Origin of the sequence: Streptomyces sp. NPDC091377, assembly GCF_044757045.1 — a bacterium.
Taxonomy (GTDB): Bacteria; Actinomycetota; Actinomycetes; order Streptomycetales; family Streptomycetaceae; genus Streptomyces.
Genome location: NZ_JBIVUE010000005.1, coordinates 43,913 through 58,714, shown reverse-complemented (window position 1 = coordinate 58,714; position 14,802 = coordinate 43,913). Strand labels below are relative to the sequence as shown.

17 protein-coding genes are annotated in these 14,802 nt (G+C 71.7%); 8 read left to right on the top strand and 9 right to left on the bottom strand.

The window, feature by feature from the left end; all coding sequences use genetic code 11:
- Positions 1-11: 11 nt before the first annotated feature.
- Positions 12-1,382: a phospholipase gene (locus tag ACIQNG_RS12775; RefSeq protein WP_401484522.1), complete on the top strand. Its 1,371-nt coding sequence runs from the start codon at positions 12-14 to the stop codon at positions 1,380-1,382.
- Between the two features lie 64 nt (positions 1,383-1,446).
- Here ACIQNG_RS12775 and sph read toward each other — a convergent pair whose 3' ends face one another.
- Together sph and ACIQNG_RS12765 are read right to left on the bottom strand one after the other, a co-directional pair.
- Entirely contained in the window at positions 1,447-2,403 is a 957-nt protein-coding gene (gene sph / locus ACIQNG_RS12770) for a sphingomyelin phosphodiesterase (protein ID WP_401485089.1), read from the bottom strand.
- 164 nt (positions 2,404-2,567) lie between these two features.
- Complete coding sequence (locus ACIQNG_RS12765; RefSeq protein ID WP_401484521.1) at positions 2,568-3,026, bottom strand: pyridoxamine 5'-phosphate oxidase family protein; 459 nt, start codon at positions 3,024-3,026, stop codon at positions 2,568-2,570.
- 134 nt (positions 3,027-3,160) lie between these two features.
- On the opposite strand from ACIQNG_RS12765, the gene ACIQNG_RS12760 reads away from it, so the two are divergent.
- Both ACIQNG_RS12760 and ACIQNG_RS12755 read left to right on the top strand, forming a co-directional pair.
- A complete protein-coding gene (locus ACIQNG_RS12760) occupies positions 3,161-3,559 on the top strand; it encodes a VOC family protein (RefSeq protein ID WP_401484519.1) in 399 nt (132 codons plus the stop codon).
- Between the two features lie 157 nt (positions 3,560-3,716).
- Positions 3,717-4,781 carry an adenosine deaminase gene (locus ACIQNG_RS12755; RefSeq protein WP_401435423.1) on the top strand — a complete coding sequence of 355 codons (1,065 nt, stop codon included), beginning with the start codon at positions 3,717-3,719 and terminating at the stop codon, positions 4,779-4,781.
- Positions 4,782-4,805: 24 nt separating this feature from the next.
- Here the strand turns inward: ACIQNG_RS12755 and ACIQNG_RS12750 are convergent, their stop codons facing one another.
- Complete coding sequence (locus ACIQNG_RS12750; RefSeq protein ID WP_401435426.1) at positions 4,806-5,315, bottom strand: DUF664 domain-containing protein; 510 nt, start codon at positions 5,313-5,315, stop codon at positions 4,806-4,808.
- 61 nt (positions 5,316-5,376) lie between these two features.
- Positions 5,377-6,264 (bottom strand): LysR family transcriptional regulator, encoded by an 888-nt coding sequence (locus ACIQNG_RS12745; protein ID WP_401435429.1) that lies wholly within the window; start codon positions 6,262-6,264, stop codon positions 5,377-5,379.
- A gap of 124 nt (positions 6,265-6,388) precedes the next feature.
- On the opposite strand from ACIQNG_RS12745, the gene mgrA reads away from it, so the two are divergent.
- Together mgrA and ACIQNG_RS12735 are read left to right on the top strand one after the other, a co-directional pair.
- Positions 6,389-7,378 (top strand): L-glyceraldehyde 3-phosphate reductase, encoded by a 990-nt coding sequence (gene mgrA, locus ACIQNG_RS12740; protein ID WP_401435431.1) that lies wholly within the window; start codon positions 6,389-6,391, stop codon positions 7,376-7,378.
- Positions 7,379-7,655: 277 nt separating this feature from the next.
- Positions 7,656-8,066 carry a hypothetical protein gene (locus ACIQNG_RS12735; RefSeq protein ID WP_401435434.1) on the top strand — a complete coding sequence of 137 codons (411 nt, stop codon included), beginning with the start codon at positions 7,656-7,658 and terminating at the stop codon, positions 8,064-8,066.
- A 74-nt stretch (positions 8,067-8,140) separates the two neighbouring features.
- On the opposite strand, the gene ACIQNG_RS12730 is transcribed toward ACIQNG_RS12735, so the two are convergent.
- Entirely contained in the window at positions 8,141-9,433 is a 1,293-nt protein-coding gene (locus ACIQNG_RS12730) for a streptophobe family protein (RefSeq protein ID WP_401484516.1), read from the bottom strand.
- 213 nt (positions 9,434-9,646) lie between these two features.
- On the opposite strand from ACIQNG_RS12730, the gene ACIQNG_RS12725 reads away from it, so the two are divergent.
- A complete protein-coding gene (locus tag ACIQNG_RS12725; RefSeq protein ID WP_401435439.1) occupies positions 9,647-10,102 on the top strand; it encodes an ATP-binding protein in 456 nt (151 codons plus the stop codon).
- Between the two features lie 131 nt (positions 10,103-10,233).
- Here ACIQNG_RS12725 and ACIQNG_RS12720 read toward each other — a convergent pair whose 3' ends face one another.
- Entirely contained in the window at positions 10,234-11,121 is an 888-nt protein-coding gene (locus ACIQNG_RS12720) for an RNA polymerase sigma factor SigF (RefSeq protein ID WP_401435442.1), read from the bottom strand.
- 213 nt (positions 11,122-11,334) lie between these two features.
- On the opposite strand from ACIQNG_RS12720, the gene ACIQNG_RS12715 reads away from it, so the two are divergent.
- Complete coding sequence (locus ACIQNG_RS12715; protein ID WP_401484514.1) at positions 11,335-11,751, top strand: helix-turn-helix domain-containing protein; 417 nt, start codon at positions 11,335-11,337, stop codon at positions 11,749-11,751.
- A gap of 58 nt (positions 11,752-11,809) precedes the next feature.
- On the opposite strand, the gene ACIQNG_RS12710 is transcribed toward ACIQNG_RS12715, so the two are convergent.
- Both ACIQNG_RS12710 and ACIQNG_RS12705 read right to left on the bottom strand, forming a co-directional pair.
- On the bottom strand, positions 11,810-12,415 hold the full coding sequence (locus tag ACIQNG_RS12710) for a ClpP family protease (RefSeq protein WP_401435446.1): 606 nt from the start codon (positions 12,413-12,415) through the stop codon (positions 11,810-11,812).
- Between the two features lies 1 nt (position 12,416).
- Complete coding sequence (locus ACIQNG_RS12705; protein WP_401435448.1) at positions 12,417-13,067, bottom strand: ATP-dependent Clp protease proteolytic subunit; 651 nt, start codon at positions 13,065-13,067, stop codon at positions 12,417-12,419.
- Positions 13,068-13,257: 190 nt separating this feature from the next.
- Between ACIQNG_RS12705 and ACIQNG_RS12700 the strand changes: the two genes are divergently transcribed.
- Entirely contained in the window at positions 13,258-13,740 is a 483-nt protein-coding gene (locus ACIQNG_RS12700; protein WP_401435451.1) for a VOC family protein, read from the top strand.
- A gap of 143 nt (positions 13,741-13,883) precedes the next feature.
- Here the strand turns inward: ACIQNG_RS12700 and ACIQNG_RS12695 are convergent, their stop codons facing one another.
- Positions 13,884-14,774, bottom strand: a complete 891-nt coding sequence (locus ACIQNG_RS12695) for an aminoglycoside phosphotransferase family protein (RefSeq protein ID WP_401484512.1) — start codon at positions 14,772-14,774, stop codon at positions 13,884-13,886.
- Positions 14,775-14,802: the final 28 nt, after the last annotated feature.

Genomic DNA, 14,802 nt, shown 5'->3' with positions numbered 1-14,802 from the left:
AGGACCCCGTCATGCACACCCCCCACACCCTGTTCGTCACGGCCGTCGCCCTCGTCGCGACGGCCGTGACGGCACCCCAGGTGGCCGCCCGCGCCGAAGCGGCCCCACCGCCCGGCGCCTACTACGTACAGAGCGCCGTCACCGGCCTGAACGCCTCCGACGCGAGCGGCGCCGTCGAACAGCGCAACCCCAAAGGCAACGAGGGCCGCCAGCAATGGACCCTCAGAGCCGACGGAACCGCCCATGTGCTGGAGAACACCGACGCGCCCGGCATCTGCCTCGGCCGCTCCGGCGACCAGGCCGCGACCGTCCCCTGCACCGGCGCGGACGCCCCCTGGGAGATCACCGCCTCGGGCGCCGACCGCTACACCCTCAAGACCCCCGGAACCGACCGCCACCTCACACTCGCCCCCCAGCCGGCCGGGGCCACCCATCCGGCGCGGCTCGCCGTCGGCTCCGCCGGCCCCCTCGCCGCCTGGTACCTCACCCCGGTCACCCCCACGACCCGCCCCATGCCCCCGGCGGGTGAACGCACCCTCGACCAGATCACCTTCCTCACCGCCCACAACGCCTACGCCAACGGCGTCGACGGCGGCTTCGCCCCGCCCTTCGTCACCCTCTTCCCCAACCAGTCCCGCGACATCCAGCGGCAACTCGCCGACGGCGTACGCGGCTTCATGCTCGACCTCCACCAGACCCCCGACGGCGCCCTCCTCTGCCACAACAGCTGCACTCTGGTCAGCCGGCCCGTCGCCCTGTGGGTGGACCTCCAGCGCATGGTGGACTTCCTCAAGGCCCACCCCGACCAGTTCGTCACCGTCTTCCTGGAGGACAACGTCGACCCGGGCGTCCTGCGCTCCGCACTCGACCGGGTCGCCGGACTGTCCGACGTCCTGTACCGACCGGACCGGACCGGCGTACGGCAGAACGGCTGGCCCCGGATGGCCGACCTCGTCGCCGCGAACCAGCGGCTGCTGATCTTCTCCGACGGCAGCCGCGCCGCCGACCGGTCGGCGGGCCTGACCCGGGACATCTTCGGCGTGATGTACCAGAGCGAGTGGACCGTCGAGAACCACTGGTCCATGGGCTCCGGCGTCGGCACCTCCGACTGGTCCTGCTACAGCCGCTGGTACGGCCCGCACACCAACATCCCGCTGACCTGGACCGAGGGCGCCTTCCGCCCGCTGTTCGTCATGAACCACTTCCGTGACGCCCCGGTCGCGGGAACCATCGGGACCGACAACGCCAAGCTCACCGACCGCGCCCGCCGCTTCTGTCAGCCCGCGGCCCGCAAGAAGCCCACCTTCCTCGCCGTGGACCGCTACGAACTGGGCGACGCGACCGCCTCGGTGGACGCCCTCAACACCTACGTCTACCCGTAGGAAGTGCCCCGCCCGCTGTCCTCCGGCGACCTGGTCACCGGGGGACAGCGGGCGGGCCGGGGCGTCAGCCGGAGAAGCCGGTCACCGGGTAGTGGTCGGACAGATCGGTGTACGTGTACTCCTTGCCCCAGCTCGACACCGTCCAGGGCGCGCTGCGCACCGGGGCCACGTCGTTCTTCCACACCGCCGGACGGGCGTGGCCCGCGCGGTGGAGCACATGGTCCAGGTCCTCGCGCGGGTCGGAGGGATAGCGGTACAGGGCGATGGAGTTCTCCCGGGTGTCGAAGGAGTACGGATGCCCGGTCCGCGCGTCCGCCCCGGCCAGCCCGGCGTCCGCGAGCATCGAGGCGTACTCGGCGCTGTGCCCGTCCACGTTCAGATCACCGGCGACCACCACCTGCTCGCCCGCCGGGATGCTCTTCGCGTCGAGGAAGGCGTCGAGCGCCTTGAACTGCCGGCTGCGCGTCGCCGCCGCCTCGCCCGCTCCGCAGCCCGGGTCCGTCGACTGGGCATGGGTGCCGACCACATGCACCTTGCGGCCGTCCACGTTCAGCACCACATACGCGAAGCCCTTGTTGGACCACCAGTCCGAGCCGCACGCGTCCTTGTAGACCCACTGCTCCTTGCGCAGGATCGGCCACTTGCTCAGCACCGTCACCCCGCCGTCCTCGGGCGTGACGGCGGAGTACGCGCCCCCGGTCGCGTCCCAGCCGCTCTTCGTACGCCCCACCACCGGCGTCTGGTGGGGGTAGCGGTCCGCGAGAGCGCCCTTGAGCGCGTCCGAGGAGGAGTTGTCGAACATCTCCTGGAGCACGACCACATCGAGCCCTCGCACGAACGGCGCCTTCGCGATCTCGGCGGCCCGGTGTTCCTGCCCCCAGTTCGGATAGAGGCTCCGACTCATCAGGAACGCGTTGTACGACAGCACCCGGAGCGCGGGCGCCTCGGGCGCCCCGTCGGCGGCCGACGCCCCGGGCGCCGCGCCCAGCGGTCCGGCGGCGGCGAGCGAGAACGCGACCACGGCCGCGCTCCGGGCGCGGCGATGTGCGAAGAGCGTCACGGGGTCTCCCTGTGGCTGATGGGGATGGAGTGGCGCGGCACATCAAACCACCGGGAGTTACTCCCAGGTAACACCCGTGCGGGCAAAGGATGGCGACGGAGTGGAGGTGGGCGGCGGGGGCGGATTCACGCCAGCCAGATTCCGTCCCGCATGAGATGCCGCTGCGGCAACTCCCGTTCCTCGTGCCACGCCTGCACCGCCCGTGGGCGCACCCGGTAGTAGGCGTACGGCGCGCTGCCCGCCCGGGGATCCCAGCCGGTCTTGGCGTGGAACGCGTCGGCGGCCGGCCCCGGCACCTCCTCGCGGTCGTGGACCTCCACCTCGCCGTCGATGAGGACGACGTCCAAGGTGTCCCCGAACGCGAGCCGGGCCCGGCCGCCGGACCGGAGGTTGCGACCCGTGGGGTTGGTCGGGCGGGTGACCAGCCAGAGCGCCTCGCCGTGCCAGACGAACCACAGCGGGACCAGACACGGCACCCCCTCGGCGTCCGCCGACGCCACCCAGACCTCCGTCTCCCGTTCCAGTCGCTCCAGCACGTCCTGCCTGCGCCGCTCGGGGGTGCGCGGCGGTTCCATGATCGTCATACCCGGAACGCTAGCCACCGGACGCCTCGCGCGCCTCGGCCGCCCGGCCCAGGACTCCCGCCCCACGAGCGACTGGCGCCGCGCTGGTTTTACGTATAACCTCACCGGTCAACCAGCTCTCCCGGAAGGTTCCGATGCGACGGCTCGCCCTGGTCACCCTTGTCGTGGACGACTACGACGAGGCCATCCGCCACTACACCGAAGCCCTCGGTTTCCGGCTCGCCGAGGACTCCCCGCGCCCCGACGGTTCCCGCTGGGTCGTGGTGGAGCCGGACGCGGGTGCGGGCGCCACGGGCACGGCGCTGCTGCTCGTCCGCGCCGGGGGCGACACCCAGCGGAGCCGGATCGGCGACCAGACCGGCGGGCGTGTCGGGTTCTTCCTGTACACCGACGACTTCGCCGGCGACCACGCCCGGATGCTGGCCGCCGGTGTGACCTTCGTGGAGAAACCCCGGCACGAGCCGTACGGAACGGTCGCCGTCTTCCAGGACCTGTACGGCAACCGCTGGGACCTGCTCCAGCCCGCCCGGTAGCCGCTTCCTCCCGTTCCCGGCCCCCTCCCGTTCCCGGCCCCTCCCGTTCTCGGGGGCTGTTCTCCCTTCCTCTCCTCCTCTTCGTCCTCATCTCTCGCCCGCCCCCTCGCTCCCCTCGGCTCTTCTCCAGAACCGTCCTCCCAGGAAAGCTCCGAACATGACCGCTACGCGCGTAGACGCTGCCACTCTCCGCCGCCTCCCCAAGGCCGTGCTGCACGATCACCTCGACGGCGGACTGCGCCCCGCCACGGTCGTCGAACTGGCGGAGACGGTCGGGCACACCCTGCCCACCACCGACCCCGACGCCCTCGCCGCCTGGTACTACGAGGCCGCCAACTCCGGCGACCTGGTCCGCTACATCGCCACCTTCGAACACACCCTGGCCGTCATGCAGACCCGCGAGGGGCTGCTGCGCACCGCCGAGGAGTACGTCCTCGACCTCGCCGCCGACGGTGTGGTCTACGGCGAGGTCCGGTACGCGCCCGAGCTGATGCTGAACGGCGGGCTGACGCTGCCGGAGGTCGTCGAGACCGTACAGCAGGGGCTCGCGGCGGGCATGGCCAAGGCGTCGGCCGCCGGGACCCCGGTACGGGTGGGAACGCTGCTGTGCGGGATGCGGATGTTCGACCGGACCCGGGAGATCGCCGACCTGGCGGTGGCGTTCCGGGACGCGGGCGTCGTCGGCTTCGACATAGCCGGGGCCGAGGACGGCTTCCCGCCCGCCGACCACCTCGCCGCGTTCGAGCACCTGCGCCGCGAGAGCGTTCCGTTCACCATCCACGCCGGTGAGGCGCACGGGCTGCCCAGCATCCACCAGGCGCTCCAGGTCTGCGGCGCGCAGCGGATCGGGCACGGGGTGCGGATCATGGAGGACATCGTGGACGGCAAGCTCGGCCGTCTCGCCGGCTGGGTCAGGGACCGCCGGATCGCCCTGGAGCTGTGCCCGACGTCCAACCTCCAGACCGGTGCGGCCGGCTCCATCGCCGAGCACCCCATCACCGTCCTGAAGGAGCTGGGCTTCCGGGTCACCCTCAACACCGACAACCGGCTGGTGTCCGGCACCACCATGACCCGCGAGATGTCCCTGCTGGTCGAGCAGGCGGGCTGGACCCTGGACGATCTGCGCACGGTCACGGTGAACGCGGTCAAGAGCGCCTTCCTCCCGTACGACGAGCGCAAGGCCCTGATCGAGGACGTGGTACTGCCCGGATACGCGGGCTGAGCGCAGGGGCCCGGCGGGCTCACGTCACGTGGATTCGAGCAGCCCCCGCGCGTACGCCGCCTGTCCCACGTGCTGGAGGTCGTCGGAGAGCACGCTGACCAGCCGTACGCCCAGGGTGACCGGTGGGCTCCAGCGCCTGTCCACGACCTGTTCGAGGTCCTTCGCGGTCACCTCGCGCAGCGCGCCCAGCGTCTGGTCGTGGACGGCGTCGTAGTAGCCGGTCAGCAGGTCGCCGGTGGACACCCGCACCTTGGCGACCTGCGCCGCGCTGTGCGCGTACCCGGTGTCCTGCCGTGGCAGGCCCAGCGCGAACCGCTCCTGCCAGTCCTGGGTGAGCCACGCCTGTTCGAAACCGAAGGCGTCGGCGACATGGTCGTCCTGGACGCGGGTCAGATGCCAGACGAGCCAGGTGACGGAGTTGGCGGCGGGGGAGGGGCGGGCGTTCAGTACGTCCGGCCCGAGGCCCTCCACGACGGCGTGGACCTCTTCCCGGATACGGCCGTAGCCCTCGATGAGGATGTCCTTGGCATGCATGCCTCCACGATCCCGCATCCCCGCCGCCCCCGCCCCTCGCCGGAGCGGGATGCCGGACCCCTCACCCGTCGCCCGACTCCAGCAGGGCCATGAGCGCACGGGCCGCCGGGCTGGTGGCCTGCGGCGGGGGCAGCAGGGCCACCGTCTCGTAGAGCGGCGCGTCGGCGCACTTCACCGGCAGCGCGGTCAGCGACTCCCGCTTGCGCCGGAAGTGACGCGGGACGACCGCGATACCGAGGTTCTCGCCCACCATGTCGAGCAGTCCGTGGACATCGTTGACCTCCAGGGCGACCTTGCGCCGCACCCCCGCGGCGGCGAACGCGGCGTCGGTGGTGCGGCGCGGCCCCCAGTCCGGATGGAAGTCGACGAACACCTCCCCGCCCAGTTCCTCCGGCGTCACCGCCGCCCCGGCCCGGGCCAGCCGGTGCCCCGGATGGCACAGCACGGTCATCGGCTCGCTGGTGATCGGCACCCGGCGCAACTGGTCCGGGTCCTCCGCCGCGGACTGCACCACGAACGCGAGGTCGAGGCGCCCGGCCGCCACCTCCTCGGCCAGCGCCCCGGAACCCGCCTGCCGCAGACAGATCTCCACGTCCGGGTGGTGCCGCCGGAAGGCGGCCAGCAGCCCCGCCACGTCCACCCCGGCGATGCACTGCTCGGAGCCGAGCGCCAGCATGCCCCGCAGCACCCCCTGCACCGCCGCCACCGCCTCGTGCGCCGACCGCACCTGTGCGAGGATCCGCTCCGCCTCGCCCAGCAGCGCCCGGCCCGCCGGGGTGAGCGTCACCCGCCGGGTCGTCCGCACGAACAGCGGTGTCTGCAACTCGCGCTCCAGGGCGCGGATCGACGCCGACAGCCCCGACTGGGACACCAGGAGCCGCTCGGCGGCCCGGGTGAAGTGCTGGTCCTCGGCGACCGCGACGAAGTGCTGGAGATGACGCAGTTCCATGATTGAGCAGCCTAGCCGCACAATCCCATCGGATTCTTCTGTTGGACCACTGCACGCGGGCCACGACAGAGTGGGGGAGGTTCACCGGAACCGAGTCATGTGTGCCAACCCTGATGGAGTCGCGTTGTACACCGCACACCCCGACCGTTACGCGGACATGCCCTACCGGCGCACCGGACGCAGCGGCCTCAAGCTCCCGGCGCTGTCGCTCGGACTGTGGCACAACTTCGGCCCCGACCGCCCCGTCGAGACCCAGCGGGCGATCCTGCGCCGGGCCTTCGACCTCGGCGTCACCCACTTCGACCTCGCCAACAACTACGGCCCGCCGCCCGGCGCCGCCGAGGAGGCGCTCGGCGCGGCCCTGAGCGCGGACTTCGGCCGCTACCGGGACGAGCTGGTGATCTCCACCAAGGCCGGCTATCTGATGTGGCCCGGCCCGTACGGCGAGTGGGGCTCGCGCAAGTACCTGCTCTCCTCCCTCGACCAGAGCCTCGCCCGCATGGGCCTCGACCACGTCGACATCTTCTACTCGCACCGCTTCGACCCGGAGACTCCGCTGGAGGAGACGATGGGCGCGCTGCACTCGGCCGTGCGGCAGGGCAAGGCGCTGTACGTCGGCGTCTCCAACTACTCGGCCGAGCAGACCCGCGAGGCCGCCCGCATCCTGGGCGAGCTGGGCACCCCCCTGCTGATCCACCAGCCGCGCTACTCGATGCTCAGCCGCCAGCCGGAGGAGCAGGGCCTGCTGGACGCCCTGGACGAACTGGGGGTCGGTTCCATCGCCTACTCCCCGCTGGAGCAGGGCATGCTCACCGGCCGCTACCTCGACGGGATCCCGGACGACTCCCGGGCGGCGGGCGACAGCCCGTTCCTCACCGCCGAGACGGTCGCCGAGGAGCGGGAGCGGCTGCGCGCCCTGAACGACATCGCCCGGTCCCGGGGCCAGAGCCTCGCCCAGCTCGCCCTCGCCTGGGTGCTGCGCGGCGGCCGGGTCACCTCCGCCCTGATCGGCGCGAGCAGCACCCGCCAGCTGGAGGACAGCCTGGGCGCCGCCCGCAACCTCGACTTCGACGCCGAGGAACTGGCCCGCATCGACACCATCGTCAAGGGCTGACCCGGGCGACAGTCACAGGGGTGGGGCGGTACACGGCCGGGAGCCGGGTGCCGCCCCACCCCGCCAGGCAACCGCCCACCGAGCACCCCCGCCTGCCCTGTTTCCCCCACCCATTCCATTCCAGCCAACCGCCCCCGCGGATCCGCCAAGAGACTGGCCGGAAAGCAATGGTGACAGTGTGTCAAGAGTGAACATACTCAACGTGAGGGTCGGTACGCCGCCCCGGAGCCGCACGCAAGCGAGGACGCCCGGCACGCGAGCGCGGGGGAGTGGAAGGGTGCACGACGAATTCCTGTGCCATGTAACGGCGTACGGGGTGTGCGGCGGCCGGCGGATCGGCGTACCGCTCGGCACCTACCGCGCCCCCACCCTGGCACTGGCGCTGTGGTGGCTGCGCGACCGGGCCTCCTGGATGGCCGAGCGGCTCGACCCGCTCCCCGAGAACCCGCACTTCCCCCAGGGCGCCCTCGTCCCGGTCGCCGACAGTGTGCCCGACGTCCCCCGGCTGCTGCGCGCCTGGTGCGCCGACACCGTCCGGCAGGAGCACGTGGCGGACGAACTGGCGGGGGGACGGCTGGTGCGGATCGCCGCCAGCGACGAGACCACGGAGTACGAACTGCTCGCCGAGTCCGTCGACGCCCTGCGGATGCAACGGGTCGGTCCGGGGCTGGTCGTCCCCGTCGCCTGACCCACGGAGATCAGACCTCCCTGTCGCCTGACCCTACGGAGATCAGACCTCCCTGTCGCCCGACCCCACGGAGATCAGGCCCGCCCCGGCGGGCCCTTCGCCGTCCGGCGCCCCGGACGCCCGCGCACGGCCCGCGTCAGCAGTCCGCCGAGGAAGCCCGTCACCAGACCCCACAGCACGGCCACCCCCAGGGCCGTCCCCACCTCGGCCCGCAGGAACAGGTCCCCGGTCAGATCACCGCCGAGATTGCCGATACCGAGGACGGACAGACCGAAGCGGACGGAGACCCGGCCGACGAGGCAGACCGTCAGCACGGTCAGCGCCAGCGCCACCGCCATGCGCACCGCGTGCCGCCACAGCGGCAGACGGACAGGGGAGCGGACCGCCATCACGACCGCCGCCCCCAGCAGCAGCACCGCGTCGATCCCGACCAGCCACCACACCCGGCCGTCGTACGCCGCCAGGGACCGCAGATCGAGCGTCGAGACATCGGGGCCGCGCAGCACCCGGTCCAGCAGCCGGGGCATCGGCAGGGCGAACGGACCGTCCACCCGGCCGTGCCAGGTCGCGCCCAGACCGATCGTGAAGGCGAGCCACACCAGATTCGGCAGACCGAGCAGCAGCACCGCGAGCGTCTCCGCCGGGTGCCCGCGCGAGGTCGCCACCACCAGCCCGACCACCACCCCCACGGCGACGCACACCAGCAGCAGCCCGACCATCGCGTACGCCGCCGGACCCACCGCCGCCCGCAGCCGCAGCGCCCCGGGCGGCAGCGGCGCCGCCCCGGAGACCAGCAGGGCCAGCAGGAGCATCCCGGCCAGCCACAGCAGGCCGAACAGCAGGGTCAGCGGCACATCGGTGGTGAAGCCGACCACCGGGGAGACACCGAAGATCTCGATGAGGTCGCGCGCCGCGCCCGCACCGAGCGAGATCCGGAAGTCCTGACGGGCGGCGAAGCACAGACCGGTCAACGCCACCGCCCACAGCACCGCGATCCGGGCGGCCCGGACGACGAGCGCCGGCGCGTCCACCGCCGGCCGGTGGCGCAGCGGTCGTAGGAAACCGGCGGCGAACACCAGCGCACCGGTCACCGTCACCGAGAGGGGGAGGAGCACCAGGTGCGCGTCCGTGCGGGCCAGGCCGCCCGCGTCGCCGCGCACCTCGACCGTGCCGCCGACGGACGTCACCACGGTCGCCGCCACCACCCGCCCGAAGGCGTTGTCCGGCAGCTCCGCCGCCCCGGCCGCCCACAGCCCCAGACCGGCGACCACCCCCATGGCGATCAGCGCGCCCAGCACGATCAGCAGGGCGTCGAGCCAGCCGTCCCGGTCGGCGACGGACCGTCCATCAGGGGTGCGCGGCCTCACGCGGCCACGCTAGACAGCCCCGGCGCGCGCCGCCCGCCGGGAGACCCGAACGCGTGGGCCCACGCCCCTGCCCACTGGGCCTACACTGCCCCGGGGCCCGTCGCGCCCTCCCCACGCTGTAACACGCGCCACGTGGGGACTGCGCGGCCCGGCTCTGGGTACCAGCACTGGTGCAGCAGCCTCCGGCCACGCCGGCTTCCGAGAGAGAAACGCATGATCGAGCACCGGGACGGATCAGTGATGCCGACTGGTTTCGACGTGCCCGTCGAGCCGCTACGGCGGGCGGCGCACTACACCGGGGAACCGGGATGCATCGCCGAGTCGCGGTCCTTCGCCGGGTTCTTCCTGGAGCAGCTCAGAACCGAGTGGTGCGCCGAGATCGGCGCCCGCACGCACGAGGAGGTGCTCCTGGTCGTCAGCGAACTGGTCACCAACGCCGACCGGCACAGCAACGGGCCGTACATCCTGGAACTGGAGGGCACCGACGCCGAGGTGGCGGTCAGTGTCTACGACAGCAGCGTCGCCCTGCCCCGCCGCTTCCCGCGCGACCCCGAACGCATCGGCTGCCACGGCCTGGAGATCGTGCACGCCCTCACGGCCGAGGTGACGGTCGAACGGGTACCGGTGGGCAAGCGGGTCCGGGCGGTGGTGCGGGTGGGCCAGGGCTGAGGGGCCGTCCTCGGATGGTGGTTCCAGTCGTTCCAAGAGTCAGTCGTTCCAAGAGTCGGTTGTTCCAAGAGTGAGGGCCGGTCTTCGACCGGCCCTCACTCTTCACTCCTCTGACTCCCGCACCGTGACCGTCAGGCGCAGCCCAGCTCGCTCAGCATCCCCCTGCGCAGCCGCTGGATGATCCGCTTCAGCAGCCGGGACACATGCATCTGCGAGCAGCCGAGCTTCTCGCCGATCTCCGCCTGGGTGGCCTCCTCCACGAACCGCATATGCAGGATCGTGCGGTCCCGTTCGTCCAGCTCGGCCATCAGCGGGGCGAGTGAGTGGACATCCTCCACCAGCCGCAGCCCCTGCTCCTCCACCCCGATGAAGTCCGCGAGGACGGCCTCGCCGTGTCCCGGGTCCTCGCCGGTGAGGGCGGCGTCCAGGGACGAGGAGTTGTAGCCGTTGGCCGCGAGCTGCGCCTCGACCACCTGCTCCGGTGTCACGTCCATGATCGCGGCCAGCTCCGCCACCTTCGGCTCCCGGTCCAGATGGCCGGCCAGCTCCTCACGGGCCTTCGCCAGCTCGACCCGCAGCTCCTGGAGCCTGCGCGGTACGTGCACGGCCCAGGTCGTGTCCCTGAAGAACCGTTTGATCTCGCCGACGATGTACGGCAGCGCGAACGTCGTGAACTCGACCTCACGCGACAGGTCGAACCGGTCGATCGCCTTGATCAGACCGATCATCCCGGTCTGGACGATGTCCTCCATGTCGTCCCCGCGACCGCGGAAGCGGCCGGCCGCGAAGCGGACCAGGGAGATGTTCAGCTCGATCAGCGTGTTGCGTACGTACTGGTATTCATGCGTGCCCTCTTCCAGCTCCGCCAGCCTGGGAAACAGCCCGCGGGACAACTCACGCGCGTCGAGCGGCGCGACCGTCCGCGGATCGACGGAGTCCGGCAGTATCCCCTCCCCGGTACGGGTCCCGGCGGTGTCGTTGTCGACCTTGGCCTGCGACCGGATCACGGCGGTGTCCATTGCCTCTCCCACGAACATCAAAGTCCGGTTTTTGTCGTCGGGTTGCTGCTTCGGTCGGTACGTCGTCGGTACGTCTTCGATCCCTCGGCTACCCAGGGTTCGGGGGAGCATGCACATTGATTTCGATCGGGTCGCCGCCGATTCCACCGAGGGCGGAATCCGAATCGTCGTCCCGTCCCTTCCGTGTGCGGTCAGTGCTCCTAGGCTGAAGAGGTGAGCAACCGAGCGCCGAACGAAGCCCGCGTCATCCCGCTGCGCCCCGCCGCGCGGCCGGGAGCTGTCCCCGCCGCCCCGCCCCGCCGGGGGCCCACGCCCGCGGAACCGCTGTGGCGCGACCTGATCGGCGACGTCCTGCGCCGCGAACGCCTCGCACAGGAGCGCACGCTGAAGGACGTCGCCGAGGCGGCCCGGATCTCCATGCCGTATCTCTCCGAGGTCGAGCGGGGCCGCAAGGAAGCCTCCTCCGAGGTCCTCGCCGCCGCCGCCCGCGCCCTCGGCCTCGGTCTCGGCGACCTGCTGTCGCTGGCCCAGGGCGAACTGGTCCGGATCACCAGCCGTACCACCGGACACCTCGGCCGCGGCACGGGCCGTACCACCTCCTCCCACGACGGCCTGTGCCTGGTCGCCTGAACCGGTCTGCGGCGCCCGCGAGAGACGAACCGGTCTCGCGCGTCCGCGCGCCGTCGGCTCAGCCGGTGGTGGCCAGACGGCGGCTCAGCACCTCGTCGGCGAGGCCGTACGCCACCGCCTCCTCGGCGGTGAAGACCTTGTCGCGGTCCATGTCCGCGCGCAGCGTCGGGATGTCGTGGCCGGTGTGCCGGGCCAGCACCTCCTCGACCTGGGCGCGGATCCGGACCATCTCCTTGGCCTGGAGCGCGAGATCGGACACCATCCCGCGCTGACCGCCGCTGGCCGGCTGGCCGAGCAGCACCCGCGCGTGCTCCAGCACGAACCGCCGCCCCGGATCCCCGCCGGCCAGCAGCACCGCCGCCGTCGACGCCGCCTGCCCGACACAGAACGTCGAGATCGGTGCCTTCACGAACGTCATCGTGTCGTAGATCGCCATCAGGGAGGTGTACGAGCCGCCGGGTGAGTTGATGTACACGGCGATCTCGTTCTCCGGCGCCGACGACTCCAGATGGAGCAACTGGGCGATGACGACATTGGCCACGCCGTCGTCGATCTCGGTCCCGAGGAAGATGATCCGCTCCGACAGCAGCCGGCTGAACACATCGTACGAGCGCTCCCCGTTCGGGGTCCGCTCGACCACGTTCGGAATCGTGTACGTCCCCATGTCAGAGCCCCATCCGTCGTCGGGAGGCGGCCGGGCGGACCTCGGCGAACGACTCCACGACCCGGTCCACCATCCCGTACTCCCTGGCCTGTTCGGCAGTGAACCAGCGGTCGCGGTCACCGTCGCGGGAGATGGTCTGCGGGGTCTGCCCGGTGTGCTCCGCGGTGATCCGCTCCATGGTCCGCTTGGTGAACTCCAGATTGTCCGCCTGGATCTCGATGTCCGCCGTCGTCCCGCCGATACCGGCCGACGGCTGGTGCATCATGATCCGCGCGTGGGGCAGCGAGAACCGCTTGCCGGGGGTGCCCACGCTCAGCAGGAACTGGCCCATGCTGGCCGCGAACCCCATCGCGAGGGTGGCGACGTCGTTCGGGATCAGCCGCATGACGTCGTAGATGGCGAGACCCGCGTGGACCGAGCCGCCGGGGCTGTTGATGAACAGGCTGATGTCGGTGTGCGGATCCTCCGCCGACAGCACGATCAGCTGGGCGCAGATCCGGTTGGCGGAGGCTTCGGTGACCTCGGTGCCGAGCAGCACGATCCGCTGCCCGAGCAACTGGGCGGCGAGCTGGTCGTCGAACCGGGTGGGCTGGGGCTCCCCGTCCTCGGCGCGGGGCGGACCCGGTCGTGGCGGGGCGGTGAGCAAGGACATCGTCGCTCCTGGGTCGTGGTGGCGGGCGGTGCGCCCGCTCAGTCCTCCCACTGTCGGCCCGCGATCGGCGCCGGAGCGGATTTCTCGGCCCGCAGCAGATTCGCCGACGGCAGATCGCCGCGGAGCGATGAGTTTCGGGGCCCGCGCGGGTCGATACAGATGACTCTGCTCCCCCGTGCGGAAGGACCCCATGAGCACCGACGGATTCATCACCTGTCTCTGGTTCGACGGCCAGGCCGAGGAGGCCGCCCGGCACTACGTGTCGATCTTCAAGAACTCCGGCATCGGCGGCATCACCCACTACGGCGAAGGTGCCCCCCAGCCCGCCGGCAGCGTCCTCACCGTGGACTTCACGGCCAACGGGCACAAGTTCGTCGCCCTCAACGGCGGACCGCAGTTCACCTTCACCGAGGCGGTCTCCTTCCAGATCCTGTGCGACGACCAGGCGGAGGTCGACCACTACTGGGACAAGCTCACCGAGAACGGCGGGGAGCCCGGCCCGTGCGGCTGGCTCAAGGACCGGTTCGGCCTCTCCTGGCAGGTCGTCCCCGCGCGGCTGACCGCCATGATCAGCGACCCCGACCCGCAGAAGGCGGCCCGCACCACCGCGGCCATGATGGCCATGGGCAAGCTCGACATCGCGGCCCTGGAGAAGGCGTACGCGGGGGAGTGACCCACTGACCGACGGCCTGGGGGCCACCCAGGACGTCCGGGGCGCGGCGCGGTGGCCGACGGGGGTGATCACCGCGCCGTTCTGCCCCTCCTTCCACCCCGCCTTGCACCCTTCCTTCCACCCCTTCCTCTACGTCTCCCTCCCTACGTCTCCGCGAGGATCTCCGCGATCACGTGGCGGGAGTTGTCCGCCAGTGCCGGATTGGTGTCCCAGTAGTACGGCAACTGGATCAGGGCGATCGACAGCGCCCAGCCGCGTGCCCGCGCCCACGCGTCGTCCGACGCGCCGACCGCCTCGCGGAACACGCCGCGCGCGGAGGCCGGCAGCAGGTTCCAGGCGACGACCAGATCCACCGTCGGATCACCCACGCCCGCCACGCCGAAGTCGAGGACGGCGCTCAGCCGCCCCTTCGTGACCAGCACGTTCCCGGGCGCGAGATCGCCATGGGCCCAAAGGGGCGGCCCGTCGCGATCGGGGATCCGCAGCGCCTCCTCCCAACGGGCCGTCAGCTCGGTGGTGTCCAGTCGATCGGACAACTGCGCGAGGGCCGCCCGGGTCGGCTCGTCACGCCGGGCGAGCGGAACCCCGCGGCTGTTGGGCGGCCCGTCCGTCGGGTCGACCCGGCGCAGCGCGGTGACGACCCCGGCCAGGTCCACGGCCAGCGCCCGGGGTTCCTCGACCGCCCCGGCCACGGGATTGCGGCCGTCCAGCCAGCGGTACACGGCCCACGGCCACGGGAACCCGGCGCCCGGCCCACCCAGGCCCTCCGGCTGGGGTGTGCCCGTGCCCAGGCCCCGGCCCAGCCGCGGCAGCCAGCGCACCTCGTGCTCGATGGCCGCGACCGCCCCCGGATAGCGGGGCAGCCGGACGACCAGATCACGGCCGAGCCGGAACATCGCGTTCTCCGTGCCGGAGGAGGCCAGCCGCTTCGCGGGCAGCCCGGCCCACCGCGGGAACTGCGCGGCGATGAGCCGCTCGACCAGCGGCGCCTCGATGTCGATCTCGTCCTTGTGCATTTTCGTGACAGCACCCATGACGTCTGATCCCAGTGGATGGGGGCCG